Here is a 26,281-nt window from a genome sequence, read left to right on the forward strand (position 1 = left end):
CAATGGCGGGGCTCAGTAGTCTTCGAATTCACCTTCCACGGCCTGAGACCGCTTCAGTTCCTCAAACTCGCTGCCGGTCATTTCGGGTTCGGCCTCGGGCTCGTAGGTATCGCCGTTCAGACGAACGTGGCAGAGCACGGGGATTTTCTTCCGTTCGGGTCCGTCCTGGGCGGAGGCTGCCGCTTTTGCTTCAGCTTCTGCTTTCGCCTTTGCATCAGCCTCCGCCATCGCGTCAGCCTCGGCTTTCGCCTTCGCATCGGCTTCAGCTTTCGCCTTTAATTCGGCCTCTGCTTTTGCCGCCTCATCAGCCGCCGCTTTTTCTGCAGCTTCATCCGCTGCTTTCTGTTTCGCTTCGGCTTCTGCCTTTGCCGCCGCGTCTGCGGCCTCTTTGGCGGCTGCCTCGTCAGCGGCGGAAGGCTTTGCGTCGGTCGATGCGGCCGTCTTGGGAGAACTGGTTTCATTGGATTGCTTGCGCGGTGCCATGATGTAACTCCTTTGGGGATCGATGAGGGCCTGCCAGCCCTCCTGGATGCCGGGAGACGCACTGGTCTCTTCTTGGGTCGGGGCACGGCATCTTCCCCTCGTATGCAAAGGCCGCTGTTTCCACTGGACCTGTGGGTCCGCCTGCCAGTGGAGGGGCTTCGCTCGGAGAGCCTTCAGTCCAAAGGCCCTCCTTGCTCGCGGCGCTCCCCGAGGAAACCGCTTAGACCGGGTTCTGGATCAGATAGCCCACGTCTTTGGCGACGATCTCTTCCTTGACCCGTTCACCGGAACGGATGCGGAAACCGCCTTCAAGGCCGATATCCGGATCTTCGATACGGCCGGCAACCTTGGTGCCGTACTGAGCCGTGAAGCCCCAGGTCACTTCATTTTCGATGTGCGCGGTCGGATCGGTGTAATGGGCGGCAATGAAGTTGCCCCAGGCACGAGTGAGATTGGCAGCTTGCCCAGGACGGGCGGTGTTGACATGGGCATCGCCCACAAGCACCTGCTTGATCTCAAGCAGCTCGGCGAGCTGCTGCTTGGTGATGAACCCTTCGTTGGTCAGATTGCCCTTGATGGCATTGACCAGTTTCGGGTGTCGCTTCAACCAGTTCCAGACCACATTGCCCATCGACAGCTGATTGGGGCGGTAGATCAGGGTGCCCTGCAGGGCGGTGTCCAGGACACCGAGCGGGTCGGAATTGGCGTAGTCGGACAGCTTGTCGGTGCCGACAAGGGCGACGCGCCGTGATGCATCGTAGTTGTTCGGATCCTGTACCTTGGCAGCGACCCGGACTTCGCGGTCAAGCTGAGTGATCTTGGTAAGCATCATGACCGAATGCTGTTCGGGATCGTAGGTCGAACGCTTTTCCTTGCGCGCGGCAGCGGCAGCATTGATGTCGGAGTTCGGGATCGGAACGTCGAGACCGTAATCCTTCACCGAACTTTCCCGCTCGGACCCGGAGAACACGATCTGATTGACCTGACCGCGCCGGCCGACTTCCGTGTCGGGCACGGTGAAAGCCTCGGCAATCGGATATTCGGTCCACTTGAACTGCTCGCCGCCGACGCTTTGACGGGGCATGACATCATCGGCAATCAGGGACTGTGCCGGATTAGAATAGCCGATCGCGATTGCGGTCAGGATCGGATCGACGACAAAGGGGCGTTTGGTAGCCATTTTAAAGTGCCTTTAAACTCGCGGCCGATCAGACCGGCGTGTTGAGAATGCCAGGGGCGATGACTGCGGAGAACTGATCGTCCATGGTCGCATCCTGCAGCGCATAGCCTGCGTAGCGGACAACTGAGCCGGCCACCGGCACCGCCTTGACCGCCTTGCCGTTTGCGTCCGAGGTGAAGAAATCACCGAAATCGAGGTCCCCACCAGCTGTGACGGGTGCGGGACCGGACAGGATGACATCCGCCATGTCACCGGCATCGATGTCGAAGGTGTCGGCCACCCCGATGATGAGATCAGTGGCATCGGAGGCGGTTTCGACTTCCTTGTCGACGGCAGACGCCGCGACGAGGCGCAACCCGGACACAGCCGTGTTCGCCCGGAAGGATTTGATAAGCGGCATCATGTCAGCCGTTTCCTTTCACGTGATTGACCGCCTGAGCGATATCGATGTGGATGCCCTTGGCGGCCTGCTCTGCCTGATAGGCGGTTGCCTTGGCCGAAAGGGTGACGGGATCGCCCGGCTCATCGTCAGACAAAGTCGTTTTGTCATCGAGGCCGGACGGAGCGAGACCTTTGGCGGTCGCGCCCAGGAGCGCCTTGACCTGGTCAAACCCTTCGTCGGTCGCGCAGAGCTTTTCGTAGTGGTCGCGCTGAGCGGGAAAGATCTTCTTGTCGGCGAGCGCGCCTTCCAGCAGCTCATCAACGTCCTTCTTGCGACCATCCGCTTTCAGGGTTGCAAGCTCTTGAGTGGCGGCCGACAACTTGGTCAGCGCCTCATCGTGAACGGATTTATCGACCTTGCCGGTCGACAGGGCCGTGATGGCGGTCAGGCAGGCAGCCTCATCCGCATCCGTACCCAGGCCAAGGGCCTCGGCAATAGACTTCATCGGGTCTTCCTCTGTTTCAGTCTCGGGAGAAGCGTGAGCAAGCGCCGGCATGGCGAGCGCCGGAGCCGCCACAAGAGCGACGGAATGCAACCAAGTGGCCTTGCCTTCCTTGGTGTGATGGAAAGTCGGGGAAATGAAACGCCGGCTTCTGGCGGCCAATACGTCCTTGCCGGTGTCCAGCCAATCGACACGGCCATAGAGACCGTCCGGCTTGGCGGCCATTTCCTTGATCCAGCCAACGGCGGCCGGCTTGTCGTTTTTCGAAATGCCGTGGTCGAGGTCGACAGGGATGTCGATACCATCGGCGTTGAACCGGGCAGCGAGCGCCTCGGCGTCGAAAATGTAAAAGCGACCGTCGCGGGTCGTTACCTTGCCGGCCGGAAGGATCTTGATCCACTCCGGCGCGGCGGCCATTTCAGCGGCAGCACCGGCCGTGGCGATTTCGGTAACCACGGCACCATGGGCAATGTCAGAAGGAGAGGCGGTCTGCTTTGTCATGCCGCCAAGCTAGGCTGGCGCGCGCATGCCAGCGGGGCTGACAACTGTCAGCCGCAGCACCGGGAGCAATTTTTGGGGATGGGTGGACCGTATCAGACCGGATTTGAAAGCGCTACCCGCATCTGGGTCTCACGTACGCAGGCACGATCGTTTTTAAACGGGGTTTAAACAGGCGTGAGCGCCTTCGTGCCTGTTTCGCGGGGCATTGGGCGTCAAAGCCCTTCCTCGGGCTTCTCAGCCGGTTTTTCTCGCGCCTAAAAATTCGGGAAGAATTCACACCTCTATGATGTTGTCAGATCGGTCGGAAAAACGCATATTCATATTCGTGGCGGCGCGAAGTCGATGGTGCCGGCCGAATGCGGCCGCGAGGGGTCACGTCCTCCCGCTACATTACTCCTTCTCAATCCATTTCAATGCACGGCGCTGATCGACCTGATAGATCGTGTGCAGCCGCAGGAAGCCATCCGCTGAGCGTTTGATGACCAGCTTCCACCAAGAAAGCCCCAGGCTGATATAGACCGCCCGTTCATTTTCCGATCGACCTTCGTCAACGATCGTTCCCAGATCAAGCATGTCCTGGACGATGCTGAAGGTGTCGATCGTCACCACTGCATGCTTTGCTGTCTTTGCCTGGATGGTATCGGTAGACGCCACGATCAGGGATGTCTTTGCGTCCAGAGCTTCCTGCAGCTGTGGGGCGACCGCGACCGGAAGGTGCACTCGTTCCTTCAGCCCCGCGATCACTTCAGGAGTGCGGCCAGAGAACAGCTCCTGGATGCGGCCACGAGCAACATCGGGACCGGCCGCATCCAGTTCCTCATTCAGGCGGTCGATCAGGGTGCGCGCACGAGCCCGGCCGGGGTTGGTGTGCCAGCCCGGATCGATCCCGACTGGAACCTGTTCCTCGATGTCCCGGCGCTTGTGCTTGAAGGTTCTGGTTTCAATCTGAGGGGCTGTCTTTTCGATCCGGACCCACTCTCCATCAATCGTTAGCCCGCCATCAGAAATCAGCCGGTTCGCTTCAAATCTGGTGACCTGACGGACGGCACATTTACAGCCCCAACCATTCGGCGGGAAATGCGTGTTCCAGAAAGGATCATCGACAGGCAGAAGAATACCGGCCCAGACGAGGTGTTCCGGTCGCGGATCGGAGGCAACGGAACGCACGTAGAGCAGATAGGGCAAAGCGCGCTTGGTTCGCTGAGCACGCTCCCATTGTCCCGCAGCTCGGGCGGAGCGCATGTTTGACCAGAAGATTGTCTTCAGCCGGCGCGACCGGGAAAAGTCGACCAAGCTGTCCTCTGCGATGCCGGTTGGGTCCTTGACCCGGCGCGGCCCCCACCAACCAATCTTGGTGAGATCAGTGGCAATCTTCTTCTTCCAGGTGTCGAAACTTTCGCCATTGGTAATTGCGTCGTCTAGCGACTTCTGGAAGGTGCCGAGCAGCTCGGTATCAACGGCCTTGGCAACCGTGAATGCAAAGGCATGTTCCTGCGCCCAGACATCCACCCACGAAAAGCCCGGCCGCAGACGTTTCTGGCGGAAGTAATCCGTGACCTCACGGGGTGTTTCGAAGTCCTTTGAGGTTTCGGCCAAGTCAGTCCTCATCCCTCGCGTCGCCAAGGCCACGGGTAATTGCCGTGAACCGGGCAAGCGATTGGCGCATTGGTTCGCTGTCCGGGCCGGCCTGGTCGAGACGGCGGCGCACGTCCTCAAAGTCGCTTGCTTCCAGAATGATCTTGCGAAGCGGTGCCAGGAGCGGATCGGTGACCGGCTCCCAGTCGATCGCCCCGAACAGGCGGTCGAACTCGTCCAGGTCCGGATTGGGATCGGAACGCAGGCTTGCGCAAGCCGAGCAGGCACAGCCAGCGACATGGGCGGCAAGCTTCGCTTTGTCACCTTCGGTCTCTGATCCGTCCTTTGCCTTTTTCGGATCGTCGGCCGGGGTCTCCACCTTCGCCGCTGCCGGCGCTGTCAGGATCTCTTCATCTTGAGTCGGCTCAGACAAGGCAAGCTTCTCGCGGACTTCCCGCTGCCCCACCTTCAACCCCATAGGCACCAATGTGCCGAGGGCGTTGGTGAGCGCCTCAAGATCTTCCGGCTGTGCAACCGGGAAGGAGACGAGCGGATAGACCTCCTGAGGGCCGAAGTTCATGTTGACGAACGGGATGATTAGATCGCGGTTATAGGTGGCCGCCATCTGTTTGCCGTCCGCCTCGTTGATATCGAGACGCACCTCGTTATGGATTGCCGCCTGGGCAAGCGACGATCCATCATCGGCGGTCATCGTCTGGCCAACCACGACTTTCGAGACCTGCCGATCGACATAGTCGAGCAGCTCGCCGAAGACGGCAGAGCCATGGGAGCCTTCCACCTTGTGGAATTCAACGTCCATTCCCTGAGGGATGATGGCGGCCGCGTCGTTGGCAATCGCCTTTACCGCGCGGAGCAAAGTACGCTTGTCCTGGTCGCTCGCCGTCGAGTGATAACGGCCGACGCGGATCGGGATGCCGTAGATCTCGGAGAACGCCGCCCAGTCTTTCAGGCCGAACGACTGGATCAGGAATGCCCAGGCGGCCGGACGGGCAAGGCCACGCCGCAACGGGATGCCCGCCTTGGTGCGAGGTTTGTGCACGATGAACTTGGCGGGCGGAAGTTCTTCGCCGTCGAGGTTGGTGTCAGTCGCCAGCAAGAGCTGCGTCAGCGATTTGCGATCAAACTGGAAATAGCGCGGATCTCGCCATTTGTATTCCACCGGCCGGAGAGCCTTGCGCTCATACTCCCACATGATCTCGCAGACCGAATAGCCTTTGCCGATACCGTCTGTGAGTTCCCCGGTGGTCTCGTTGATATCCGCTCCATCCATCAGTTCCTTGACCGCGTCAACGATCTTGGTTGGCACACCCTCAGCAGCTTCCACGACAGGCGACAGGCCCTCGATCGCCAAGCGGCGGGTCTGCAGCTGCGATGCATAGTGAAGGTAGCGTTCCTCCATTTCTTCAGCGAGCGTGAGATAGGCGCGCGCATGGCCGTTCTGCGCATCGATCAGGATCTGAGCCAAACGACCAGGAGTGAGGCCCGAGGCTTCCCGGTCTTCGATCGTGCGCCGCACCCCCATGATTTCCGGGGTGGCGATTTCCTTGGACAAGGCGGCCTTTTCGATCGGCCGGCCGTATTGGTCGATAAGCCCTACCAAAGCTGCCTCCCTGAGGTGTCGTTAAAGGCGCTGTCGGAAAGCGGGCTCTGCGAGGCCGTTTCTTCCTGCGCGGTGTAGGCGTATTCCGGAATGTCCCGCTCACTAGCGAAGTGACCGAGCAAGCAGGCAATGCCGGCATCGCCGTGACGCTTGCGTCCCCGCTTCGCCTTTTCAAGCGTGCGCTCATCGCTCGGGATCTGGGCCACGCCCTGGATCTGTTTGAAGCTCCTGAGATCCTGAAGGACATCGTCGTCGCGCGGGATTGACCGGATATCGCCATCTTCAAAAGCCTGTTTGAACTTCGGCGTATTCTCCCGGTACCACTCCTTGGAGAACTTGATCGCAGCAATCATGTGTTCGCCGAATTCCTGCTGCGCGACCTCTGCGAGGTAGGCCCCGTTGCCCCCGGCGTCCATAGCGCCACCGGCAAAGCGAGGCAGGCCCCGGATCAGGTAGAAAAGGATTTGCTTCTGCTGCTCATAGGGAACGTTGCGCAGTTCGATCGTGAACGGCGTATCGAGGCGGAGATCCCGCCCGATAGAAAACGGCCACAGGACACTCAGGTCGGCAACGCGTGCAAAGTCTTCCCCGAAGACATGGCGCTGGCGTTTGTCGAGATCTGCGAGCAGCGGCCCAACCTCGCGATCAAGCCAATCTTCGACATAGGCAATCCGAACGGCCTCGGGTTTGAAAACGAAGTCGTCGCTGCATTCCAGGCGAACAACGGGAATACCGTCCGCCATGCGGGAGCGGATTAGCGCGCCATTGAGGAAAGCCCCGGAGCCCTTGGACGGAATGCAGAACAGCTCTTCGTCGGCATCATCGCCATAGTCTTTCAGGATACCAGCGCGCCACTCCGCTTCGCCCTCGGGCGTCCATTCGTTTCCAGTCCGGAGACAGATCCGCTGGTAAAGCCCGTCCCTCAGGGCATCGTCAAAATCGAAGCGGACAATCTCGTAACTCTTTTTGCCGGCGCGACAGTCCTGGATCAGCTCGTTGAACGGGTTGTCTTCCCCATCATGGGTGGAGATGATGCAGACCTTGCCGCCCCAGATCAGGAACGCCATGGCGGCCTTGATCAATTCCTTCAGATCGTCATGGAACGCGGCCTCATCGACAATGACAAAACCTTGCCGGCCGCGAAGGGATCGGGGTTTGGAGGTAAGCGCAACGATCTCGAAGCCGCTCGCAAACTGGATCCGGAACGCCTGGATGAAGCGGTCGGCACCCTTCTCATCCCTGCCATCCGGAAACAGGTACTCTTTGACGCTCGCAGCGATGTCGTAAAACGACTTCGCCCACATGCCGCAAACGTCGATGAACTCGCGCGCCATGTCGAGGTTGTAGCCGATGTACATGGCATCCATGCCACCGGCAGATCGTGCCGCGCCGGCTGTAAGCACGGCCTGTGCCCCCAGCGCCCAGGTGGCCCCGGTGCGCCGGCTCTTTTCGACAATGACGACTGAATGGATCGACGTGGCAGAGAGAAGCCGCTTCTGATAGTCGAGCAGCACATCGACATGGTCGATGTCTGCAAGTTCCTGCAGTTCAGGCGGAAGGCCGTAGAGCGAAGCGGTTCGCAGCTCCTGCCATTCCTCCTGGGTAATGGCACGGCCGATCTTGAATTCGTCCTGGTCTGAAACCGCGCTCATATATCAAGCCCGAGGATCTTGGCCTTGATGGCGCGGACAGTGTCCTGGGTAAAGCCTTCGGCCTTTGCCACCTGCTCGATCGCTTGGGTGGCTTTGTCTGCAAAGTCTTTCTCAACCTTCTGCCGGCGTGTGGTCGAAACACCCTGTGCCTGACACGCTGCCCGCAGAGCATTGGCAAGGTTCATGGCTCCCTTCGGATCGACACCGCTCTCGCCGGCATCGGTCAAGAGTTCGAAGACCAGCGTCTTGATGGCCTCGGCCGCAATAAGGGTGAGATCGTCGGAGGCCTCCGCGTCGAACCGCTCGGAGATCGTCGCGGCGATGGCGCGGGTGTCTTCCAGCCGGCGTGTCAAATGCGCCTGCTTGATGGAATAGCGATTGAAGGCGGAAAAGGACGGGATTTTGAAGTCGAGTTCACCACGATGATCTTTCTGCAGCTCTTCAAGCTTCAGATAGAATTCTTCATAGATTTCCTTTTGTGTGTGCTCGCGCCCGCGCAGCTCGTTGGCCGCCCAGACAATGATTTCATCACATTCAGGCGGCAGTTGCTCGATCGCGGAGAGACGGCCACGGCCTTTGCGGCGATTTGCCATTTAGCCCTCCACGGAAGGACGGCCAACGCCTTCCAGGAATGCCCGACGCTCCACATGGTCGAGGCCAGCCCGCAGCAGTTTGACGACCAGGACACTGCCGACCTCTTTCACGCTGACGGCGTTCAAGCCTTCAAGCACCCGGATCTGAGTGCGGACATAGTCGCGGGTTTTGAGGTGTCCGAAATTCTCAAGAACCTTGGTAAGGATGGTTTCATTGAGCTGATGATCATTCTGGCCGGCCAGCTCTTTCAGCATGATCAGCCGGCAGTCAGCGGCGACAACGTCGAGATAACTCATGTCAGTTGCTCTCCTTCATCAGAAAGCCTTCAACGCGGCGGACAGTGCGTGAGATCCCGGACAGGCTTTCGTCCAGCCGCCCGACCGTCCCGTCCAGTTGAGCCATTGCCAGTTTGAGTTCGTTCACATCGTCTTTGTTCGGCAGATGCTTCAGTTCGCTTTCGATCGACTGCACGCGTCGATCCAGATCAACCAGCTTGGCGTCAACCGCTTTGAGGTGTTCCGCATTGGCTTTGGCCTTGGAAGTGATCCAGGCGTACACGGACGTGAGCAGCGATATCGCGAGCGCCACCACACCAAGCCATTCCTTCAATCCGTCCGGCATCGGGCCTCACTTCAGGATCTTGATGGCACCGACAACGGTGCCGGTGTAAAACAGCCAACGGATCATCTGCCCGCCCCATTCTTCCAGGATGGGGACTGTGGCCACCTTCCAACCGAACAAAAAAACGCTGTCCAGGATCACAGCCGCCCACCAGAAGCCGAGCGGCAAAACGAACAGGCCGGCGAACACCCAATAAAGCAGGTACTCGAATTTCGATTTCTGGAGATCCGCCATGATGCGTGATTCAGAGACTGCCGCCTTGACCACCTCAATGGTGGTCTGGGACTTGATCCGCTCCCGCTCGGTTCCAAGCGCAGCTTTCTGCTCCATGTAGCGAAGCGCCTTGTCGACCAGGCCGGAGCTGGCGAACTTGAGAACCCAGGCAAGAAGGAAGCTCATCCGATGTGCCTCCATTCCTTGGCATCGTAGAGCCGGCGCAATTTGATCTTGCGGGCAACGAGGTAGACGGCGACACCAATGGCAATGAGGGCAAGCCATTTGTTGCTGGAGATCAGTTGCAACACCGGCTGCACCATCCCGGCAACCTCCTGGATCGTGTCGGTAACGCCTTTGAGAGATTCAAGGCCCTGCACGCCCGGAACCGTCTCCAAGGTTTCAGCGCCGGCACCTGTCGCCAGCACACCGATCCCGATCCGGGTCAGCCAGTCGGCCTGCTTGATGGTTTCCGAACCGGCCTTCCGAAGATCTTTGACAGTCAGGTTTTCGCGGGTACCGCCCGGCTGGTCTTTCACCGGGATGGCCTTGTCCAGCATATCGCTGGTCTTGGGGCCGACGACACCGTCCGGCTGCAAGCCGTTGTCAGCCTGAAACGCAATGATCTGACGGCGGGTGGCCGGACCAAAATCAGCATCCGGTTTGACGTGATAGCCGAGATTGACCAACCGCTCCTGGAGAGCCTTCACCCGGTATCCCTCGGACCCGAGGCGCAGCAAACCGGGGTTATAGTCAACCCGACCCGTCTTGTTGGCGATCCGCTCATAGGCGGCTTTCATCAGGCCGGCATAACGCGCCACCTGTCCTGGGCCGTTGTAGCGTCGGGCAATCGCGCGCCAATCACGGTCGCGGATCGCCTGCAACAAGCCCACGCGCTCGAGATAGGTCAGGAAGGCTTCGATCTGATTGGCTTCGGTTTCGGCCAGCGCCAAGACGAATTCCTGCACGGTCGCATAGCCGCACAGCTGAGCGTTGAAGCCCATGATTTGCGGGCCGGCGTAGGAAGCCGAACGCAGGCCGGCTGTTTCCTCCAGCTCGACCATGGCTTCCAAACGATCCCAACGGGCATCAGAGCCGGAGCCGCCCAAACCTTTGTAGTTGGCCTTGCCCCACTTCGGCACCGCAAGGCCAAGGCGCTTGGCCTTGTTGCGCAGGTTCTGTGGAAGCTCCCGCCAGAAGACATGCTTTTCGGTGAGAATGATTAGGCGGCCCTTGTCATCAAAGGCGCGGCCATTGCTTTCGACTTCAAGGATCGCCTGCAGCACAGCAACTTCGCACTGCATGCGCGCGGCAGCCAGTCGGAGGACGCTGTCGTCGCTGAGCTTTCCTCCGCCTTGCCGGAGTTTGAAAATGATATCGGACATCGGGCCTCATCCTGGCGTCTAGGGAGGCCTTCAAGATCTGTTTTTCAGTGGGAATAGCGGGGCTGACAGGTGTCAGCCAGAGCGATTTAGCGTTCGGGAAGAGAATTTGAACGCCGTTTAATCGCTTGTCAAATGCCTAGAACAGCGAGCCTTGCTTGCTGTCTTCCTCTTCCCGGATCTTCTTGCGCATCCGGAACGCGGATCGCTCCGACAGGCCGGCCCGCCGTGCGGCCTCGCGGGCGCTTGTACCCGCTTCCAGTTCCCTTGCAAGCCGGGTTCGCGCCTTTGCCATGCAGCCGGCCGGACCACGGGGAATGACAACGTGTCGAGCGCCAGCCTCGCGACCTTCAGGGGACAGGGTGCGCAGATGCTTGCAAATCAGGTCTGCCGCCTCTCGGCCGACCGTTTTCACAAGCCAATGATCGTCGGAGGCTCGGGAAGGTATCGTGACGCGTGTCCCCCCGACCCGCTCGGCAATCGCGAACGCTGCCGGAAAACCGGCAATCTCCGCAATCTCTCCAAGCAGGCCGGGCAGGTCCTCGTTCATTTCTTCACCGACCGATAGAACTTGCCGAGCCGGTTCATGAGCTGGATCCAATCCGTGGAGTTCAGTGAACCCGGATCGTCTTTGCCACAGCACGCAACCATGTAAGTCGTGAGAGTTTGCGCGGGCTCTTTGCCGACCTTTGCCAACTCCGCCCAGATGTGCAGGCAGATCTGAAACCGATAGTCGTTCAGAATTGGGGACTGGTTTTGATCCTGGGTGAACAGGTCGTAATTCTGTGTTGACCGGCGCAACCACATCTTCAGCGCATCGATCGCCTTGTTGGCGTCTCGGCCGTCCTGCAAAAACCGATGATGATCCAAACCGGTCTGACGCTGCAGGAACGCGATCATGGCCTCATCGCTCTTGTTCGCGATGACACCGAGATTGTGACCGGCGATCCAGAGCGCCTGCAGCTTTTTGGCAAACTTGCCGGTCGCCCTCTTGCCCTGGGCCGCATTGGGGTCCTGTTCGGGCAGAAGCCGCTGCAATGCAGAGATGACCTTCAGTTGCTCGGCCGATGCCATGCCCTTGCAGGATCGTTTCCCGGTCTCCCGCTCCAGCAGGTCCCGGTACGTATCATCGTCCAGGTTGGCGTTTTTCTTCAGGACATGGATCTTGGCGTAGGCGTTCATGATCCGGCCCTTTCCTTCTTGATCTCGTTGACTTCCAGGATGGCTGCCGCAGCTAGTCGCATGTAACTGGGCCGCCGTTTCTGCCAGTCCTCGACAAGGCTGGTGTCGGTGTCAGCGCTCAAGGGCTTCTCGACCGAGGACAGGCCGTCCAGCGTCAGTGTGCTGGCAACATGAGGCGCGTAGACGGTCTTGAACATCGCAAAGGCAATCCGCTCAAGTTGGCTCATCTGCGTTAGTCCTTGTAGGGTAAGCGGCCCTGGGCGTATCCACCCACCGCACCTGCATCACCCATCGGTTCCATCCGGGTGGCTGGTTGCGGCGTGGCTTCCTGCCGGGCCTCAAGTTCACGTTTCAGGAGTTCGTTGGTCACCTGCTGAAGATCGCCCAGAAGGGCCTTCCGGTTTTGCAGGCGGTACCGGCTGTTCTCGGCCTTGCGCAGCAGAAGGGCACGCCTGTCGCGCAAGGCATCGGTCTCACTCAACACACGATGATCGGAGTTGGCGAGGCGGTGCATCTTATGAAGCTCCGGCCAGTTGTTTTTGCTGTGAGGTGCCGTCAACGCCGTGGGACAAGTTGACGTCCTTTGCGGCAATGAAACCGGAAGCAACCACTTCATGGAAACGGACGGAACCCGACCGTTTTTTAATTGCCTCTAGGTTTGGAAACAGTTCCTCTTTCGCATGGATCGAAGCCTCAAGTTCCTTGCGGTTCGCAACGCCCTTGAAAAGCTCCAGAAGCCGTTCCTGCAGCCTGATTGTCATCCCAAGCTTAAAGTCTGATACGGCCTGTCTCTTCGTCGCTTTCAACCTTCGACGGCGATAGAACGTTGACTTGCGAAAGTCCCGAACTGCCTTCTTGATTGCGCGATCGCAAACGACCCAGAGATACGCGGCAATCTCGGGACCAGGCTCTTTCCCGATGAACGTTAACCGGTCTCCATCATGGTCACATTCCAGCACGAATGCACAATTCGTGCAGAGCGCAATGATGGTCCAGAGACGGCTTTCCGGGGCTTGACCGCGCGTATCGCAACTGGCCGAACTTTGACGGATCTCAAGATCCAGTTCCGAAAGACCCGCTTCACGCATCAGGTCCGCTGCCTTGGCGGCAGCTGCCATCGCTTCCGCCTCGGTACAGCCATTCGCAGTCGTCTTGTCGCGCAAAGCATTGATGCGCTGTTTCAAACGATCAAGATCCATCGCCGCTTCCTTTCACAGCTTCGCTCCAACGCTCAAAGGCAACTCCGGATTTTTTATCCGCGTCGTAGAACGCACTTTCAGCCTTGTCCGCCGCCAGCCGTGTCTCGAGCATCTTCTGTTCGGCCTTGGCCCGTGCGAGACGGGCCTGGTCGTATTGGATACGGAGATCTTCGCTATTCACTTTCGACCTCCCGCACTGCGTCCACGATCTGCACAAGATCGTCGTATTCATCGGCAACCGACTGCATCCCGTAGGCGTGGCCATCGTCCCAAGCCTTTTCAAACATGAGGTCCAAGGCTTGCTTCGGCAGGTGTTCCACACCGTGGCGCTGCTCAAGTTGTTGCCGGATGTAAGCTTCACTGGACATCGCAATCCCCCTGGGCGTTCGAGATTGCGATCTCCAGGGGTGTCTCAACCTTGCGAAGGGCAGGCTTCTCATAGCCAAAGCGTTGGAGGTAAGTCCTGCGAGCTGACTGCCACGCCTTTCTAGCTGCAGCGGGTGCACTCTTGAGCGCGGGGCGTTCAGCATCCAACCGGGCGATCCGGTCTTTCAGCGGCAAGCTGTCCGGAAAGTCTTTCGTGACCTCGAACACATACCGTTCTGCTGTAGCCTTGAGGGTTCCCATCCTCACGCCGCCTTCGCCAGATCGATCGTGATGGTTTCCCAGTCCGCGTCCGGATGGTCGCGGCGGTAGAAACGCAGGTAGCTCTTGGACCCCGTGACACGCATGGAATCTTTCAGAGCGGCCATGGCCCGCTGCCAGCGCTCATCTTCAATGTCGAGGCGGAGCAGCATCAGGATCTCGGACTTGTTGATCTGCCCCTCTTTGTCGGTGTTGAAGGCACGGGTGACGATGGTGCGGATCTCCGAGCGGCTGTCCGAGGCCCATTCAATCAGGCATTCATCGATCAGAACCTTCGCGGTCTGGATTTCCGGGCCGAAGTCGATGAAATCCGCGACCTGCACCTGCACCTTCATGCAGCCGTCGATGGTCTGGAACGTGGTGTTGCCCTTCTTGCCGCCCTTGGTGGCGTCATACTGCTGAGCAAGCAGAGCAGTCAGTGCCAAGAGATCCGCAAAGGTGTGATTGCGGAACCGGGCGATCTGGCCGGACAGCTCTTCGGCAAAGCCGATCACCTTGCGCACCGTTTCGTCTTCCAGCTTGTGCTGCGGCTTGACGTTTTCCAGCGGCATCAGATTGTTCTTGGCGTCCCGCATGTACTTCTGGCCGTTGATGATCTCGACACCGTCTTCCGGTGCGCTCGATACGGCGGTTTCAGTTGCTGCATTTTCCATTTTTAAAGTTCCTTTAATGTCCCACTAAACGCCGGGAGATACTCAAGCTGCGCCGCCCTCGTCCGGCCCATCCGCCGAAGTGCGGATCGGGATGGAGTGGACGGGCACGGGCCGTTTCGCCTTCGGAAACAGCTCGATCTTTGGATCGGAGAGATCGACCAGGATGGCCGGTTGCCGGACCGCGTTGGCTTCAAGCTGCTTCGCCATCCGCACGCATTCGGTCAGGATGCAGCCGAGGGCGGCAGTCCGGTGCGCCGGCAATGTCAGTTCGCCGTGGGCGTTCTTTCGGATGTCCAGCTCACGCGCCAGAAACTCCAGATCTTCACTGAGCATGGCCGCCTCCCTTCAAGCGGGAGTGCGGACAACGGTTCCGGCAAGCCCGGTAGAGCTTCGACCTGGTTGAATTGGTCACCGCTCTGGGCTTTGCCTGCCAGTCAAGGCAGATGTGCCGCCCGATCTTCCCGAGGACGGGGCAATCAACCGTGACGCCCATAAGCGCGCCACGCACCTTGTCCTCGAGCTTCGATAGGTCCCCTCGATACTTGTTGCTGATGGTTTGGCTGATCACGGCCGGGGAATAGCCGAGCCGCGACGCACACGCGTTGAGGCCTTCGCATTCGGCCATGATCGCGAGTTCCGCAACCCAATCCGGCACGCCGTCTGCCCAGGCATTGGCCGCCTTCTGCTGCATGGAAAGCTTGTTCATGCGGCGCACTCCTCAGCGACAGGACGCCCCATGATTTCCTTGCGGTTCGCGTCATAAACGACTTTGGTGCGCAGGATCTTGGGCGGATTTGGTCCCGTGTTCATGGAGGACTTCAAGCGCCAGATCTGCTGAACCTTTGGGGACGCCTGCCGCAACACCTGCAGATACCCGGCGCGGCTCAAATGGGTCACATACCGCTTGGCGGTTTCCCTGGGCACCTCAACACTGTCTGTCGAGGCGGACACAGCCAGCTCAATCAGTGTGAAGCTGGACAAAGCCCGCATGGCGTTCCAAAGGTGCAGTTGCGCCAACCCTTGCGTTCCAGGGGTGCCGTCTCGGTTGATGATCGGCGTGGCAGAAGGGCGCTTGAGCAGGCGGTAGACATTGTGCAGGGCAGTGCCACCACCCGCCGTGTTCGCAAGCCTTTTCTGGTCGATCACTTCCAGGAAGCCTGCAGCGTGCAAGCGTTTCAGAAAGTCTCCAACGCAAGTATCGTCCCGGTCGTTGGACCGCAGAGCAACTTCCCGTCTGGTGAACGTCCTCCGGTCCTTTCCAAGATCGCGCACCACGCTCCAGTAATGATCGTGTCCGCGAAAGATCGGCGTGCCGGCTGTAACAGTCAGTTCAAGCTGGATGGACATCAGGCAGCCCTCCGATTGACGCGGCGGGGTGGTTCGCCGGTGTAGAACCAGCCGTTGTCGAAAGACGCGGCGTCGAACTCTGCCTCCCGGCTGTTGCGGGCATGCTCCAGCATCTTGTTGAGGTTGACGACGATGCGCCGAGCTCGGCCCTGCGTCGTGTCGACCAGGACATCAAGGAGATCGTCATGGATTTCGAGGTGCGGGCAGAACAGGTTCGCCAACGCCCTGGCATCCTCGATATCGCAAGGCTCCGCAGGTACCCATTCAAGCACCCGGTTATGCACTCGCTCGACCTTCATCAACTTTGCGGGCAACTGCTCTTCACCGATCAACAGCACCGGAACCTGACTGTGCTCCTGGATCTCGCGAACCAGCTCCAGCATGCCCTTGTCGGCCAGCTTGTCGGCCTCATCGATGATCAGCGGCCGTGTGTAATCGTCGCCCAGAACCATGATCGCTTCTTCGGTGAGATCGGCGATCGTCATGCGTCCCGGCTTTGCGCCGGCTTCGATCAGCAGCTTTTGCAGAAAGGTTTTCTTGTTCCAGCTGTCGCCCACTTCCAGGCGCAAAGCCCCCTTTTTGTTGGTTGCATAAAGAGAGGCATAGGTTTTGCCGTAACCGGAAAATCCATGGAACACGCCGAGGCCCGGCAGGTGCACTCCGCGGTTGATCAACGTTTCCATCAGGACAAGAAACCGGGAAACGTTCTTCAGGGCTGCGAGGCCACCGGGATTGACAGAGTTGTCTCCGTTCGTCATTCTTCACTCCGTTATCTAGTTATCAAGGCTCTGAAGGTTGCCCCCTTCAGGGCCGTTTTCTTGCCCATTAAGACGCGGGCGGTACGCGTTTCTGTGAGTGCTGCGTGTCTTCCCAAAGCAGCTTGTGAGCGCGATAGATCGGCCCGGCCTGAAAGCCGGCCAGCCAGATCGCGTCTTCATCTGAAATCGATGTTCCTTCTGCCAAGCGCTGTTCCAGCTGCAGCGCCCGCTTGAACAACGCTTCCGGCGTGTGCTGCTTGGAGAGCTTGTGAACCTTGGCCGTTGGCTGCAGCGCCTGTGGCAGGGTGTCGGCCTTCAGGCTTTCCATCATCGCGGCTTCGCGCTCCGACAGTTCCCTGGGCGCACGCCGCTTTTTCACGTCGGCGGCGGCAAGGGTTCTGGCCGTAGTGTGCTCTTCGCGTTTTTGCGGGAACGACAACACCTGGGCGCGTTCTTCGTTCATGACTGCCTTGAGGGCATCGCGCGGGCCGATTTCCTTCATCGCCTTTTTGATCGGCGCGACCTGTTCGTCCATGTAGGCCTTCTGCAGGGCGCGGTATCTGGCGATGGTTTCCACCGGGTCTGCGCCGACCAGGTCTGCGCAAATCGCGTGACCGAGGAAGGTCAGTCCTTCGGCATCGAACAACCAGATCCGTCCGAGATCCTTCGGGTCCATCCGGCACAACACCTGTTCGCCCGCCATCACCGCGCAATCGGTCATGACGTAGAACTCGTTGTCGACGCGCACGCCGCCTTTCTGGACCGTCCGGATACCGCCGCCATTCGGCACGGCAGCCAAAAGAACATCCAGGGCATCCGGGTCGACAGTCAGCACCTTTTCCGTCGAGGTGGCTGCTTTGGCCTCCGGCGACATTTTCTTCAGGCCGCCATGCGGGTTCCGGCCATAGGCGTTTTCAGCCCAGTCGTTCGCCATTTCCTGAAGTTCTTCGGGCGACACATCCACGCCAAAGACATTGTAGTCATCAAGGCCAAGGCGCTTGGCGAACGCCTTCCGCCCTTCAATGACTGAGCGTTCGGCAACGTTGTGCCCAACGAACCCCGGCAGCAGCTCTACAAAACCATGCTGGAATGTCTTGATGACACGCTCCACATGCGGCTTCTGTTCGGGCGAATAAGGCGGGCAAATCAGATGCTCAATGTCGAGATGCTTCAACAACCGAACGGTCGACTTCGCCTTGAAATCCGAGCCGTTGTCCGACTTGATGGCTTCCGGCACGCCCCATTTCAGGATGGCTTCGCGCACCAGGAGGCCAACAGCGTCCGCGCGAGGTGTGCAGGAAATCAGGAAGATCGACCGGCGCGACCAAACATCGATGCAGGCGTAAACGTTCCACCGGCCTTCCGTGGTCAACATGTCCACCGGCGAAGCGTCGATTTCCCAGAGTTGGTTGAGACGTTCGATCCCGGCAGATGCTCCGCCGATCATCACTGCCCGATCGGTGTTCTTCCAGCCGTCCGGATCGGTGTGGCGCTTGAGCGCGCTGGCAAATTCCAGCTTCCAGCTCTTCAAGGTGTGTTGAAACGTCCTCAAAGGTGGCAGGTCCCGCTTCGAGACTTCACCTGTCTCCGGATTTACGACCTCGATCTGCTTGCCGAATTTCGCTTCTGCCATCGCTCTGAGAACATTGGCCTTCAGGTGCGGTTGCTGGAATATCGCCGCAAGCACATAGGACTTCAGTGTGCCCTGTTCGGCTTGGTCCAGGACGCCTGTTCCCTTGCGCGATTGTGCAGGGTGGAACGCCAGTCGGTTTTGGCTTTCTTCTGCCTGGGACCGCCACCGGGCCAGACTGCGCAAGGAAAGGCCTTTGACCGTCGCATAGACCCAATCAGGGACCGGGACTTTCTTCTCGGCATAGATCAGGATGAACCAATGGTCGCTTGCATTCTGATGAAGGCCGGTCTGTGCCCGGAACCTCTCTGCAGCCCGCAAGACGATCAGCTTGGCATTCCGCTTCCGCTCGGCCCGGTGATCGAACTCGGGATCGTCGGAAGACTCCAGGATCAGGTCCTCATCCTTCAATTCAACGAAGGTGGCGCAATACTGCAGCTTCTGAGTGAGCGGAAAGAGATCCGTGTGATACTCAAAGCCACCGCCGCCTTCCCGGCCTTGCCGCTTACGGGCGTAGCAAGAGCTTGCCCATCCTTCGCGATCTGCCAGCTTTTGGACACCGCGCTCTGACGCAGGAAAACCATCCAGTTTCAGGTCTGCAATCTCTTGAGCGGTCAACCAGAGTTTCATGCACCAGCCCTCCGGTGTTTCTTCTCCTGTTTGCGGTCGTAGTAAAGTTCCCGGTAAGCGATGGAATACCTAGCCCGAACCGCACTCGGAACACCGTCGCCACTGCGAAGGTGCCGGCTGTAATCCCGCTGCGCTTTACGCAATCCGCACTTCGGCGACTGCTCATCGCAATCCGGCAATTTGCAGGTGAAACAGGGGTGAATATCGACTTCTTTCATTGCGCCCCCCGCAACCGCGCCTGCAGCGTTTTCTTGCGAGTTTCGATCATGCGGGCATGGTCCTCGATCAACGCCAGCTCAATGACGTTTTCGTACTTTCGAGGAACCACAGCCATGTCGAACCCTTCGGCAAGAAAGCCGAGCAGCTCGGTTTTGCCGGTGGCGTGTATCAACGCGATAAAGCGCTCCACCGTGATGTTGTTTTGGGTTTTCGCTTCCGAGGCATAGGCCTCAAGTGTCTCTTTGGTGACCTTGTATCCAAGCCGCTCGCTCATCTGGGCGGCAACGGTGCGCCTGTCTTTGCCGCAGTCTTTGAGAACTCTGGCGATGGCACGGCTGATCCGGGAGGCAAGCCGTGTACCGGGAAAAGCGTCCGGCTCGAAACCAACCGATACGCGTGGCGGCGTCCAATCGTTGAAGAGATCGAGGGTGAATTCATCGCGCGGCTTACGCATCGAGCCAGCCCTCCCTTTTAACCAGGTCAAGGATCTCTTCCTTGAACCCCCTGAACAGGGTCGCGCGGAAGTGCTTCCCGAGCTTGGGCAGATACTGCGTGACCGTCTTCTCCCGCTTCTGGGTATCGGTCTCCGGTTCTTCGCCTGAGATTTTCAGGATCGCATCGGCAATGGACGCGACAGCTGGCTTGTCGCCCAGGATCAGCGCCAACACTTTGGCTTGCGCATCCGCGTCCAGAACCGCCAGCGCCTTCAGGTCGCTCTGTTTGCCTGCAAAGGCGGTGCCCTTCAGGCGCTCACGGGTCTCGGGGGACAGTCCCTCAAAGATTTGCACCGCAAGCCGAACAGACCGATCGGACAGCCCCGTGCTCTCGGCGGCATTCTGGCAAAAGGCAAAAATTGCCACTTGCCTCTTTTCGCCGCCTGTATGCTGGTTGCCGCGTTTGCCGCCGTGCTTGGTTTCCGGGTGCCGTACCTCGTAAATGCGCTTCATTTCCGTGAGCGCCTCGCACCGTTCCAGGGCGTTGAAATCCTTGCGGCCAAGGTTTTCCAAAATCTCGTGCAGGCGAAGATCTTCCGCCTCCAATACGCCGCCGTCTGTCTCCAGAATGCGGGCTTCAATCTCTTTCCACTTGACGATCCCGGCAGCCGTCAACCGATGGGCTCCGGCAACAAGGGTGTAGCGTTTCCCGTTGGGGACAACGTCAATCGGTGTTTTCTGTCCGGTCTCAATAAACATGCCGGACAGGCATTCCGCCCACGCCTGATCCACATCCCGCAAACGGCCCTCGGGAATATCGATCAGGGAAACCTTGATGGACTGATACGCGCTCAATTCGAACCTCAATGATTTCTGGGAAAAGGACCGGGCGGCCCGTCTCAAGAATTCCAAAGCCGCCCGATAAGTTGTTGGCTTCGCGTCAATTGCGGCAGCGCCGCGTCTCACCACTGACGCAGGTGACGCGCTTTGACCGCCCTAGGTCCGCCTGAACAGGAGGGCAGCCAGAAGTCTTGAAAGGGTTGGAAAACGACGTCGGCTGCGGTAGCCGAACTCCGTGTAGTGCGATTGAAAAGCTTCCGGAGCGAAGAAGTCGTTGCGCCTGGAACGAGGGCTTGAGATCGATTTGAGGAGGCTATAAACGCCCAAAAGAAGCGTCAGAAGCAGTGCGACCGCGCCACCCATGCCAACCAGATACGGAGCGGCGTTCATCGTCCCTGCGCCCCTTCACCGGCCAGACTGGTATAAGGAACCGCCATCCAGGCCGCCCCGCCGATGCCTTTTTCATTCAAGTCGTCGCATAAGCTTTGCGCCACGACCTCCGTGTGGAACCTATGAGCGTCTCCCAAAAACAAAGATGTCTCTGCGACAAGAGCTTGGTTTCCGCCTTGCGTCTCGACCAGGGAGACACCTGCTGTGCAGAAAAACCGGTTTCCGGATTTGGACACTTTGGTGACAACAAAGCGCTCGCAGAGTTCAGCACCATCCGTCTGCGCGGACAGCAACGTCTGATCATGCGCTCCCATCACGCCGCCTTCCTGTCCGGCCGAACCGAAGCTTTCTGGCTAGCGGCGGAACGCTCGTTTGCGGTAGAAAGGATTCGAGCGGAACGGATCGGATAACGGTCGGGCCAGAGCTTGTCCGGTTTCACTTCAAGGAAATCGGCGATCGCTTTCTCGGCCTTACGGTTGGTACGCGTCCAGACCTGGCTAAAGGTCTTGATCGTGATTCCAGCCCTGTTAGCCAGCTCGCCGAACGTCATCCCCTGACGGTGAATTTCGGCGGTGATGGAAAACCGGTCCCATCCATCTGGCGGAGCGTGTTTTGGTTTTGCCATTTGGGCCTCTCTGGTGGGAAAACGGCTTGCTGCAACAAGCCGTTTTCTTTGGACTTTTGGTGTGACAACTCGGCGTGAATGTTCGCGCCGACAAAAAGGAGTTTACATAGTTTTTGGACTTATTCAACGATAAGTCCAAAAAATGTGTAATTGTGGATATGGCCCGTCCTTCCAAGCCAAAAACTGCGCTTGCTCAAAGGCTTATTGATGTTCGTGGACAGGTAACTCGCGAAGATTTCGCACGTTCAATCGAGGTTATACCCGGAACTTATGCAAACTATGAGCGTGGTGATGCCGAGCCGAACAGTAGTGTGCTGGGGAATCTGGCTCGCGTTCATGGTGTGAACTTGCATTGGCTGCTCACAGGTCAAGGCAGCATGCTTATTGGTGGTGACTTAACAATCAACTCCACCAAACTCAGTGATATCCGCAGGTTTATTTGGAACATCGCTGAAACTTACTGGGAGCAGACGCCCCGAAGGACGAAGCCCGCCGCCTTCGCTGATAAGTTTCTGGAGATGTTCGATTATCTCCTTACCCGGGAAGACGTAAAAGAAGACGCGGCTGCCGAAGTGATTCAGTTTGGCGCTGAGCAGCTGAAGCGCGCATCCGGTCGAGACGAGCGATAAGCAAGTCGTAGTCGGTTACTCGGTATCCGATTTCTGGAAGCCCGACACCGGCAATGACCCTTTCGCGAAACACCTCGGGCTTGCACCCTAGGAAGGGATAGATGCGTCGATAAGGGTTTTCCTGAAATGCCCAAAGACAGGCCGGCCAGAGCCCTCTTTCCTTTAGGGACGTTGCGAGCGCCATTAGTCCCAATGGCCCAAGTTCACCGCCCCTGTGTTCTGGCAGGAGATAGCAGGCATGCATTTCACCTGGAACTGCAATGGCGGCATCGGCATTAGGCTTTGCCATCGCGAACCCTACAGTGCGCCCGGCGTTCTCCAGCACAAAAAGGCTATCGTCACGACAGCCAGACTCAAACCAGTTCGTCCACTGCCGAAAACGGTACTCAAAATTTCTCTGCCTATGTACGATTTGTGGCATGAATGCATAGACTTCTTGCCAGCATCTTACGTGTATTTCTGCAATCGTTTTTGCGTCAGCTTCAAGAGCTTCTCTTAAATTAATAGTGGTAGACATCAACAAAACACCCCCTTAGATTGCAATGGCTTAGGTTGCATGGGGTGCACAATGCGTGACTACAATTTGCGTCAGATTATTACAGATGCCAGCACAAGCAAGATCGGGTGGATCAAGTTCGGCATCACGGTCTGCGCCACGGCTGTCGTTAGCGTTGGATTGACGGCGGCCTACTACAATTCCAGGACCGACAGGTTATCAAATGACGAACTCGCCAAGCTTGCCGAGTTCGCCGCGTGCTCAACTGGCGTGCCGGCTTCGACACTCTGGATGTCTGCTCATCGAAATAGTGATTGGACAGCTACCAGCCAGATACAAACCGTTCGCCGGTTGTTAGTTGACATCGATGTCGACCGATGCAGTATCCGGGAGGCCGCGAATACTGACGCTGACGATGGGGAAATCTGGGCTTTTTCGCCAGACAACCGAAAAAACTGAATGTCGATAGCGGACCACCTGTGAGCCATTCGCCCGCATCTGCGGTGACATACGCTCTACCAGATCATGCAGAAAAGTTGAGTCCGGGGGGAACATAGCCACAATGTCTCCCTTTTCCTGCAGCGCTACAGACCAGCAGTCGCCACATTCGCTCTGCAACTCGACTAAGGCGTATGGGGCCGTTACAGCAACAAATGTGTAGTCGCCGATCCGTTTCACGACGGGAACGAAAGAAGACCCGGAAGTCCGGCCAACTACCGGGCTTCCGATAACAAGTTCGTCAGTCGCGATGGCAACGCGAAAATAGGTTCTATCCGACAGGTCCAATGACACCGTTGGAAACTTGTAGCTGTCGTGAAGCAGCCGGCCATCAGGCCCTATCACGATGATGGCTCGAACGCCTGGAATTCGTGACGCTAGGCGTTTCAGTTCTACATGTATCAGCCGATCAACCCGCACACTTGATAATATGAACGATGCCGCGTCGATCGCCTGGTCGGTTGCGAATAGCACGCGTTCTGCTGCCAGTTGGTTTGTTCTAGCTGAACGCACCGTGTCAGAGATGAGAAATTCCGTTTCGCTAATCTCCACGTCATTTTGCGCGATGGCGGAACTTGTGAGCCATATCGCAAAGACGAGAACTGAAAAAATGCGTACCACTAAACTCTCTCCCCAGCATTGGTTCGGCGCAAAACGCCCATCGTGCCAATGGGTAAAGTCGCTAGCGTGACTCAACCGTGACAGGAAGCGGCGGGAAGGTAGTACCCTGGCGATTAGTGCGGAATTGGTTTGAGACCTTTAAATGGCCCTTAAACAACGTCTTAAATGAACCACCCACTACACGCAAAAATTGGAAACTCGTTTTCGATCACGCCGCAAGTTGATATGTAGAAGGCTTCACCGTCGTTTTTTAAGAGTTGAGGTAAAAATGATTGCAGGCTTTTTTGGCACCGGGGTGTTCATTGCCCTGGTTATTTTTTCGGTGGCACCGGTGGTAGTGGCTGATTGGTACAACGCCCGAGCCGTTGCAGTTCTGGCTGCGATCGCGGCAGTCGGTAGTGTCGCTCTAGCTGCTGTTACAGGTGACCTAACTCTCTTCGTGGTCGGTTGGGGCGCGTCCGCTGTACTCGCGGCCTTGTCTCGTATCGTTGGACTGAAAGCCATCGAACTTGTTCAGGGGTACAAGGGGGCGGTCCATCCAAGAAACGCTCATCAGTTGGGTAAACCTGGCTTTCATCGCTAAGGGGCTTTCACTGCTCGTCGAGCGCAATTCGAAAGTTCGGACCTCGTGCTATCAACCGATCTGCGCAATTTCCTTCAACCCCGCAGATTTCTGCCGATCAAGCCCAGGTCCGAACTCATCGCAATAATCGCGTTGCAGTTCGGACCTCATTTTTTGTGTTTCGTTGCTTTCATTGCAGAATTTCTTCTCGCGCAGCTTCATTTGCCAAAGTGATCTCAGTTGGACTGCCAAAATCATTGCGCGTCCTGAAATCACGCTAATTGGCGTCTTCTCGGTAAAAACGGCTGGATTTCGCCAAAAACCGGGTAATCCCACTTAATCCCACAAAAGCCCCAAGTGCCAACTCTCCTTGCGCATTACATCCGGACATCAGCGCGGCTGAGGCCAACATCCTTCAAGAGATAGTCGGGCAGATCAGCCAGGTGGGCCATGTCGCGCCGACGGCGCAGGCACTTCAACGCAAAGTGCAAGACGGCAGCACCGAGACCGGCTCTACGGACGCGCGCCAGGTGCAGGGGTACAAGGTGATCGGTCATCTGTTTTGCTCCTTTCCGACGGGACAGGAGCAAGTTTAGAAAAAGCCTCTACGGACAGTGCGCAAAATTCTCAACTTCGAGCGATAAATTCGCAAAAATTCGGATTTTGAGATAAACTACCGCAAAGCTACGTCGAACAGGACCCTCCCCCATCATGGATCTGGACGATTTCGATCATCAGCTGCTGCATCTACTCAGTCTCGATGCCCGGCAAACCGGCAAGGAACTTTCCGAGAAGGTTGGCCTGTCTTCTGCCGCCTGCCTGCGCAGGGTGCAACGCCTGAGAGAAGTCGGGGCGATCGAGCGGGAAGTGGCCATCGTGTCACCGGAGGCAACGGGCGCCTCCGTTACCTTGCTCGTGATGCTGATGCTGTCGCGTGGACAGCCGGAACGTATGGCGAAGTTGCGGCAGAAGTTGCTGAAGCTTCGGGAAGTGAAAAAGATCTACCACGTCACGGGCCCGGCCGATCTGGTACTCACCGTGCAGTGTTCTTCCATGGAAGCCTATGCAACTTTCACCGAAGCGCATTTCTATGAAGACGACATCAAGGGCTTCGATACGATCGTCGTCCTGCGCTCCTATGATCCGGAACCGGAGACCTGACCGCATTCCGCGGAATTCAGTCGACGCTGTGAATGTCAGAGGTCACGCGTTTGTTTTCAGGAATGCCTCGTGCCATCTTCGACGGAGCGGGCTGACAAGCGCTGCCGGTTCGCGATATTCTGTCTGCGCGATTCCCGGCGCGTATTGCCGACCATGACTTGATACGGAACGAGACGTCCGCGTGCCAGCTTCACTGCCACTTCTCAAGACTATCTGCCGCGTTGCAGCCGGGCTGCTGACGCTTGGCACTTTGACGCTCGGCGTCCTGTCGGTTTCAGCCCAGGAGGCTTCGGTCCGCGTTCCCAATTTCTGGGATCCGAAAGCCGTCCACGACCGGCCAAATGCCATTCCGGACAAGATCCAGTTTCTGGCGACCGACGGATATCCGCCCTTCGTCTTTCGTGACCAGCATGGCCGTCTTACCGGCTTCAATGTCGATCTCGCGCGGGCTCTCTGCCAGGAGCTCGGAAGTTCCTGCGCCCTGCGCATCAAGGACTTCGAGGTTCTTCTACCTGCATTGGACGAAGAAGAAGGCGACGCGATTATCTCCGGCCTGTCGCGCAGCCTCCCCTCCACGCGCCGCCTCAACTTCACCGAGGACTATCTGAAGCTGCCGGCGCGGTTTGTGGTTCGGGCGTATAACGCGTCCGATTTCAACGAGCAGGCTCTCACCGGCAAGCGGATAGCCGTTGAAGCAGGGTCCCGCTACGAGGCGTTTGCCAAGCGCTTCTTTCCCGATGCCGAGATCATCAGCCTGGAAACCGCAGAGGCGACACGTGAGGCGGTCAAGGGCGGTTCGGCCGATGCTTTGTTCGGCGACGGCCTGAACCTGTCCTTCTGGCTGCCGAGCGAAGCTGCAGATGGCTGCTGTGCCTTTGCCGGCGGCCCGTGGCTGGAGCCGGGCTATTTTGATGAAGGCATGGCCATTGCGACCCGCCAGGACGATCCGGAACGGGCTGCGGCCCTTACATATGCCTTGCGCCAGCTTCACCAGAAGGGCATCTACCGCGAGCTTTACCTGCGCTATTTTCCCATGAGCTTCTTCTGACCTTTCCG

Annotated in this window: 39 protein-coding genes; 4 read left to right on the forward strand and 35 right to left on the reverse strand. The window is 58.2% G+C overall.

The window, feature by feature from the left end; genetic code table 11:
• Positions 1 to 12: 12 nt before the first annotated feature.
• From FIU93_RS31640 to FIU93_RS27975, 31 genes are all read right to left on the reverse strand, one after another.
• The gene (locus FIU93_RS31640; protein WP_209010252.1) at positions 13 to 483 is read right to left on the reverse strand and encodes a hypothetical protein; all 471 of its coding nucleotides are present in this window, start codon (positions 481 to 483) and stop codon (positions 13 to 15) included.
• Positions 484 to 703: 220 nt separating this feature from the next.
• Positions 704 to 1,663 carry a capsid protein gene (locus FIU93_RS27830; RefSeq protein ID WP_152507389.1) on the reverse strand — a complete coding sequence of 320 codons (960 nt, stop codon included), beginning with the start codon at positions 1,661 to 1,663 and terminating at the stop codon, positions 704 to 706.
• Positions 1,664 to 1,691: 28 nt separating this feature from the next.
• Positions 1,692 to 2,066 carry a DUF2190 family protein gene (locus FIU93_RS27835; protein ID WP_152507390.1) on the reverse strand — a complete coding sequence of 125 codons (375 nt, stop codon included), beginning with the start codon at positions 2,064 to 2,066 and terminating at the stop codon, positions 1,692 to 1,694.
• Position 2,067: 1 nt separating this feature from the next.
• The gene (locus tag FIU93_RS27840) at positions 2,068 to 3,048 is read right to left on the reverse strand and encodes a phage protease (protein ID WP_152507391.1); all 981 of its coding nucleotides are present in this window, start codon (positions 3,046 to 3,048) and stop codon (positions 2,068 to 2,070) included.
• Positions 3,049 to 3,438: 390 nt separating this feature from the next.
• Positions 3,439 to 4,644, reverse strand: a complete 1,206-nt coding sequence (locus FIU93_RS27845) for a phage minor head protein (protein ID WP_286202389.1) — start codon at positions 4,642 to 4,644, stop codon at positions 3,439 to 3,441.
• A 1-nt stretch (position 4,645) separates the two neighbouring features.
• On the reverse strand, positions 4,646 to 6,244 hold the full coding sequence (locus tag FIU93_RS27850) for a DUF935 domain-containing protein (RefSeq protein ID WP_152507393.1): 1,599 nt from the start codon (positions 6,242 to 6,244) through the stop codon (positions 4,646 to 4,648).
• Positions 6,238 to 7,896, reverse strand: a complete 1,659-nt coding sequence (locus FIU93_RS27855; protein ID WP_286202277.1) for a terminase family protein — start codon at positions 7,894 to 7,896, stop codon at positions 6,238 to 6,240. The genes FIU93_RS27850 and FIU93_RS27855 overlap by 7 nt, the downstream gene beginning before the upstream one ends.
• On the reverse strand, positions 7,893 to 8,489 hold the full coding sequence (locus tag FIU93_RS27860; protein WP_152507394.1) for a DUF3486 family protein: 597 nt from the start codon (positions 8,487 to 8,489) through the stop codon (positions 7,893 to 7,895). The genes FIU93_RS27855 and FIU93_RS27860 overlap by 4 nt, the downstream gene beginning before the upstream one ends.
• Entirely contained in the window at positions 8,490 to 8,786 is a 297-nt protein-coding gene (locus tag FIU93_RS27865; RefSeq protein WP_152507395.1) for a hypothetical protein, read from the reverse strand. It abuts the gene before it with no gap.
• Position 8,787: 1 nt separating this feature from the next.
• Positions 8,788 to 9,111 carry a DUF2730 family protein gene (locus tag FIU93_RS27870; RefSeq protein WP_152507396.1) on the reverse strand — a complete coding sequence of 108 codons (324 nt, stop codon included), beginning with the start codon at positions 9,109 to 9,111 and terminating at the stop codon, positions 8,788 to 8,790.
• A 6-nt stretch (positions 9,112 to 9,117) separates the two neighbouring features.
• Positions 9,118 to 9,510, reverse strand: a complete 393-nt coding sequence (locus FIU93_RS27875; protein WP_152507397.1) for a hypothetical protein — start codon at positions 9,508 to 9,510, stop codon at positions 9,118 to 9,120.
• A complete protein-coding gene (locus tag FIU93_RS27880) occupies positions 9,507 to 10,709 on the reverse strand; it encodes an N-acetylmuramidase domain-containing protein (RefSeq protein WP_152507398.1) in 1,203 nt (400 codons plus the stop codon). The genes FIU93_RS27875 and FIU93_RS27880 overlap by 4 nt, the downstream gene beginning before the upstream one ends.
• Before the next feature lie 136 nt (positions 10,710 to 10,845).
• Positions 10,846 to 11,256 (reverse strand): hypothetical protein, encoded by a 411-nt coding sequence (locus tag FIU93_RS27885; protein WP_152507399.1) that lies wholly within the window; start codon positions 11,254 to 11,256, stop codon positions 10,846 to 10,848.
• Entirely contained in the window at positions 11,253 to 11,888 is a 636-nt protein-coding gene (locus FIU93_RS27890) for a regulatory protein GemA (protein ID WP_152507400.1), read from the reverse strand. The genes FIU93_RS27885 and FIU93_RS27890 overlap by 4 nt, the downstream gene beginning before the upstream one ends.
• Entirely contained in the window at positions 11,885 to 12,115 is a 231-nt protein-coding gene (locus tag FIU93_RS27895) for a hypothetical protein (protein WP_152507401.1), read from the reverse strand. Before FIU93_RS27895 ends, FIU93_RS27890 begins: the two co-directional genes overlap by 4 nt.
• A 5-nt stretch (positions 12,116 to 12,120) precedes the next feature.
• Complete coding sequence (locus FIU93_RS27900) at positions 12,121 to 12,402, reverse strand: gas vesicle protein V (RefSeq protein ID WP_152507402.1); 282 nt, start codon at positions 12,400 to 12,402, stop codon at positions 12,121 to 12,123.
• A gap of 1 nt (position 12,403) precedes the next feature.
• Complete coding sequence (locus FIU93_RS27905; protein ID WP_152507403.1) at positions 12,404 to 13,087, reverse strand: DUF2786 domain-containing protein; 684 nt, start codon at positions 13,085 to 13,087, stop codon at positions 12,404 to 12,406.
• Positions 13,077 to 13,268: a hypothetical protein gene (locus tag FIU93_RS27910; RefSeq protein WP_152507404.1), complete on the reverse strand. Its 192-nt coding sequence runs from the start codon at positions 13,266 to 13,268 to the stop codon at positions 13,077 to 13,079. The genes FIU93_RS27905 and FIU93_RS27910 overlap by 11 nt, the downstream gene beginning before the upstream one ends.
• Positions 13,261 to 13,455: a hypothetical protein gene (locus tag FIU93_RS27915; protein ID WP_152507405.1), complete on the reverse strand. Its 195-nt coding sequence runs from the start codon at positions 13,453 to 13,455 to the stop codon at positions 13,261 to 13,263. The genes FIU93_RS27910 and FIU93_RS27915 overlap by 8 nt, the downstream gene beginning before the upstream one ends.
• On the reverse strand, positions 13,445 to 13,714 hold the full coding sequence (locus tag FIU93_RS27920) for a hypothetical protein (protein WP_152507406.1): 270 nt from the start codon (positions 13,712 to 13,714) through the stop codon (positions 13,445 to 13,447). The genes FIU93_RS27915 and FIU93_RS27920 overlap by 11 nt, the downstream gene beginning before the upstream one ends.
• A 2-nt stretch (positions 13,715 to 13,716) precedes the next feature.
• Positions 13,717 to 14,385 (reverse strand): DUF3164 family protein, encoded by a 669-nt coding sequence (locus FIU93_RS27925; RefSeq protein ID WP_152507407.1) that lies wholly within the window; start codon positions 14,383 to 14,385, stop codon positions 13,717 to 13,719.
• 42 nt (positions 14,386 to 14,427) lie between these two features.
• Positions 14,428 to 14,718 carry a hypothetical protein gene (locus FIU93_RS27930; protein WP_152507408.1) on the reverse strand — a complete coding sequence of 97 codons (291 nt, stop codon included), beginning with the start codon at positions 14,716 to 14,718 and terminating at the stop codon, positions 14,428 to 14,430.
• Positions 14,708 to 15,091: a transcriptional regulator gene (locus tag FIU93_RS27935; protein ID WP_152507409.1), complete on the reverse strand. Its 384-nt coding sequence runs from the start codon at positions 15,089 to 15,091 to the stop codon at positions 14,708 to 14,710. Before FIU93_RS27935 ends, FIU93_RS27930 begins: the two co-directional genes overlap by 11 nt.
• Positions 15,088 to 15,732 (reverse strand): hypothetical protein, encoded by a 645-nt coding sequence (locus FIU93_RS27940; protein WP_152507410.1) that lies wholly within the window; start codon positions 15,730 to 15,732, stop codon positions 15,088 to 15,090. Before FIU93_RS27940 ends, FIU93_RS27935 begins: the two co-directional genes overlap by 4 nt.
• Positions 15,732 to 16,490 (reverse strand): ATP-binding protein, encoded by a 759-nt coding sequence (locus tag FIU93_RS27945; RefSeq protein WP_152507411.1) that lies wholly within the window; start codon positions 16,488 to 16,490, stop codon positions 15,732 to 15,734. Before FIU93_RS27945 ends, FIU93_RS27940 begins: the two co-directional genes overlap by 1 nt.
• A 67-nt stretch (positions 16,491 to 16,557) precedes the next feature.
• Positions 16,558 to 18,750: a DDE-type integrase/transposase/recombinase gene (locus tag FIU93_RS27950; RefSeq protein WP_152507412.1), complete on the reverse strand. Its 2,193-nt coding sequence runs from the start codon at positions 18,748 to 18,750 to the stop codon at positions 16,558 to 16,560.
• Positions 18,751 to 18,964: 214 nt separating this feature from the next.
• Positions 18,965 to 19,423, reverse strand: a complete 459-nt coding sequence (locus FIU93_RS27955; protein WP_152507413.1) for a hypothetical protein — start codon at positions 19,421 to 19,423, stop codon at positions 18,965 to 18,967.
• Positions 19,416 to 20,258, reverse strand: a complete 843-nt coding sequence (locus FIU93_RS27960; RefSeq protein ID WP_152507414.1) for a ParB N-terminal domain-containing protein — start codon at positions 20,256 to 20,258, stop codon at positions 19,416 to 19,418. Before FIU93_RS27960 ends, FIU93_RS27955 begins: the two co-directional genes overlap by 8 nt.
• 141 nt (positions 20,259 to 20,399) lie before the next feature.
• The gene (locus FIU93_RS27965) at positions 20,400 to 20,633 is read right to left on the reverse strand and encodes a hypothetical protein (RefSeq protein ID WP_152507415.1); all 234 of its coding nucleotides are present in this window, start codon (positions 20,631 to 20,633) and stop codon (positions 20,400 to 20,402) included.
• Positions 20,630 to 20,947: a hypothetical protein gene (locus FIU93_RS27970; protein WP_152507416.1), complete on the reverse strand. Its 318-nt coding sequence runs from the start codon at positions 20,945 to 20,947 to the stop codon at positions 20,630 to 20,632. The genes FIU93_RS27965 and FIU93_RS27970 overlap by 4 nt, the downstream gene beginning before the upstream one ends.
• Positions 20,947 to 21,258 (reverse strand): helix-turn-helix domain-containing protein, encoded by a 312-nt coding sequence (locus FIU93_RS27975; protein WP_152507417.1) that lies wholly within the window; start codon positions 21,256 to 21,258, stop codon positions 20,947 to 20,949. Before FIU93_RS27975 ends, FIU93_RS27970 begins: the two co-directional genes overlap by 1 nt.
• A gap of 113 nt (positions 21,259 to 21,371) precedes the next feature.
• Between FIU93_RS27975 and FIU93_RS27980 the strand changes: the two genes are divergently transcribed.
• Positions 21,372 to 21,887 carry a helix-turn-helix transcriptional regulator gene (locus FIU93_RS27980; protein ID WP_152507418.1) on the forward strand — a complete coding sequence of 172 codons (516 nt, stop codon included), beginning with the start codon at positions 21,372 to 21,374 and terminating at the stop codon, positions 21,885 to 21,887.
• On the opposite strand, the gene FIU93_RS31930 is transcribed toward FIU93_RS27980, so the two are convergent.
• On the reverse strand, positions 21,793 to 22,404 hold the full coding sequence (locus FIU93_RS31930) for a GNAT family N-acetyltransferase (RefSeq protein WP_152507419.1): 612 nt from the start codon (positions 22,402 to 22,404) through the stop codon (positions 21,793 to 21,795). The genes FIU93_RS27980 and FIU93_RS31930 overlap by 95 nt on opposite strands.
• 333 nt (positions 22,405 to 22,737) lie before the next feature.
• Entirely contained in the window at positions 22,738 to 23,502 is a 765-nt protein-coding gene (locus tag FIU93_RS27990; RefSeq protein ID WP_209010253.1) for a hypothetical protein, read from the reverse strand.
• 268 nt (positions 23,503 to 23,770) lie between these two features.
• On the opposite strand from FIU93_RS27990, the gene FIU93_RS27995 reads away from it, so the two are divergent.
• Positions 23,771 to 24,085: a hypothetical protein gene (locus FIU93_RS27995; RefSeq protein ID WP_152507420.1), complete on the forward strand. Its 315-nt coding sequence runs from the start codon at positions 23,771 to 23,773 to the stop codon at positions 24,083 to 24,085.
• Between the two features lie 51 nt (positions 24,086 to 24,136).
• Here the strand turns inward: FIU93_RS27995 and FIU93_RS28000 are convergent, their stop codons facing one another.
• The gene (locus FIU93_RS28000; RefSeq protein WP_152507421.1) at positions 24,137 to 24,322 is read right to left on the reverse strand and encodes a hypothetical protein; all 186 of its coding nucleotides are present in this window, start codon (positions 24,320 to 24,322) and stop codon (positions 24,137 to 24,139) included.
• A 119-nt stretch (positions 24,323 to 24,441) separates the two neighbouring features.
• Positions 24,442 to 24,621, reverse strand: a complete 180-nt coding sequence (locus FIU93_RS28005; RefSeq protein WP_152507422.1) for a DUF1127 domain-containing protein — start codon at positions 24,619 to 24,621, stop codon at positions 24,442 to 24,444.
• 154 nt (positions 24,622 to 24,775) lie between these two features.
• Here FIU93_RS28005 and FIU93_RS28010 point away from each other — a divergent pair, with 154 nt between their 5' ends.
• On the forward strand, positions 24,776 to 25,225 hold the full coding sequence (locus tag FIU93_RS28010; protein WP_031269661.1) for an Lrp/AsnC family transcriptional regulator: 450 nt from the start codon (positions 24,776 to 24,778) through the stop codon (positions 25,223 to 25,225).
• Positions 25,226 to 25,406: 181 nt separating this feature from the next.
• Positions 25,407 to 26,273: a transporter substrate-binding domain-containing protein gene (locus tag FIU93_RS28015; RefSeq protein WP_209010254.1), complete on the forward strand. Its 867-nt coding sequence runs from the start codon at positions 25,407 to 25,409 to the stop codon at positions 26,271 to 26,273.
• Positions 26,274 to 26,281 lie beyond the last annotated feature (8 nt).

The organism is Labrenzia sp. THAF35, assembly GCF_009363595.1.
Classification (GTDB): domain Bacteria; phylum Pseudomonadota; class Alphaproteobacteria; order Rhizobiales; family Stappiaceae; genus Roseibium; species Roseibium algicola.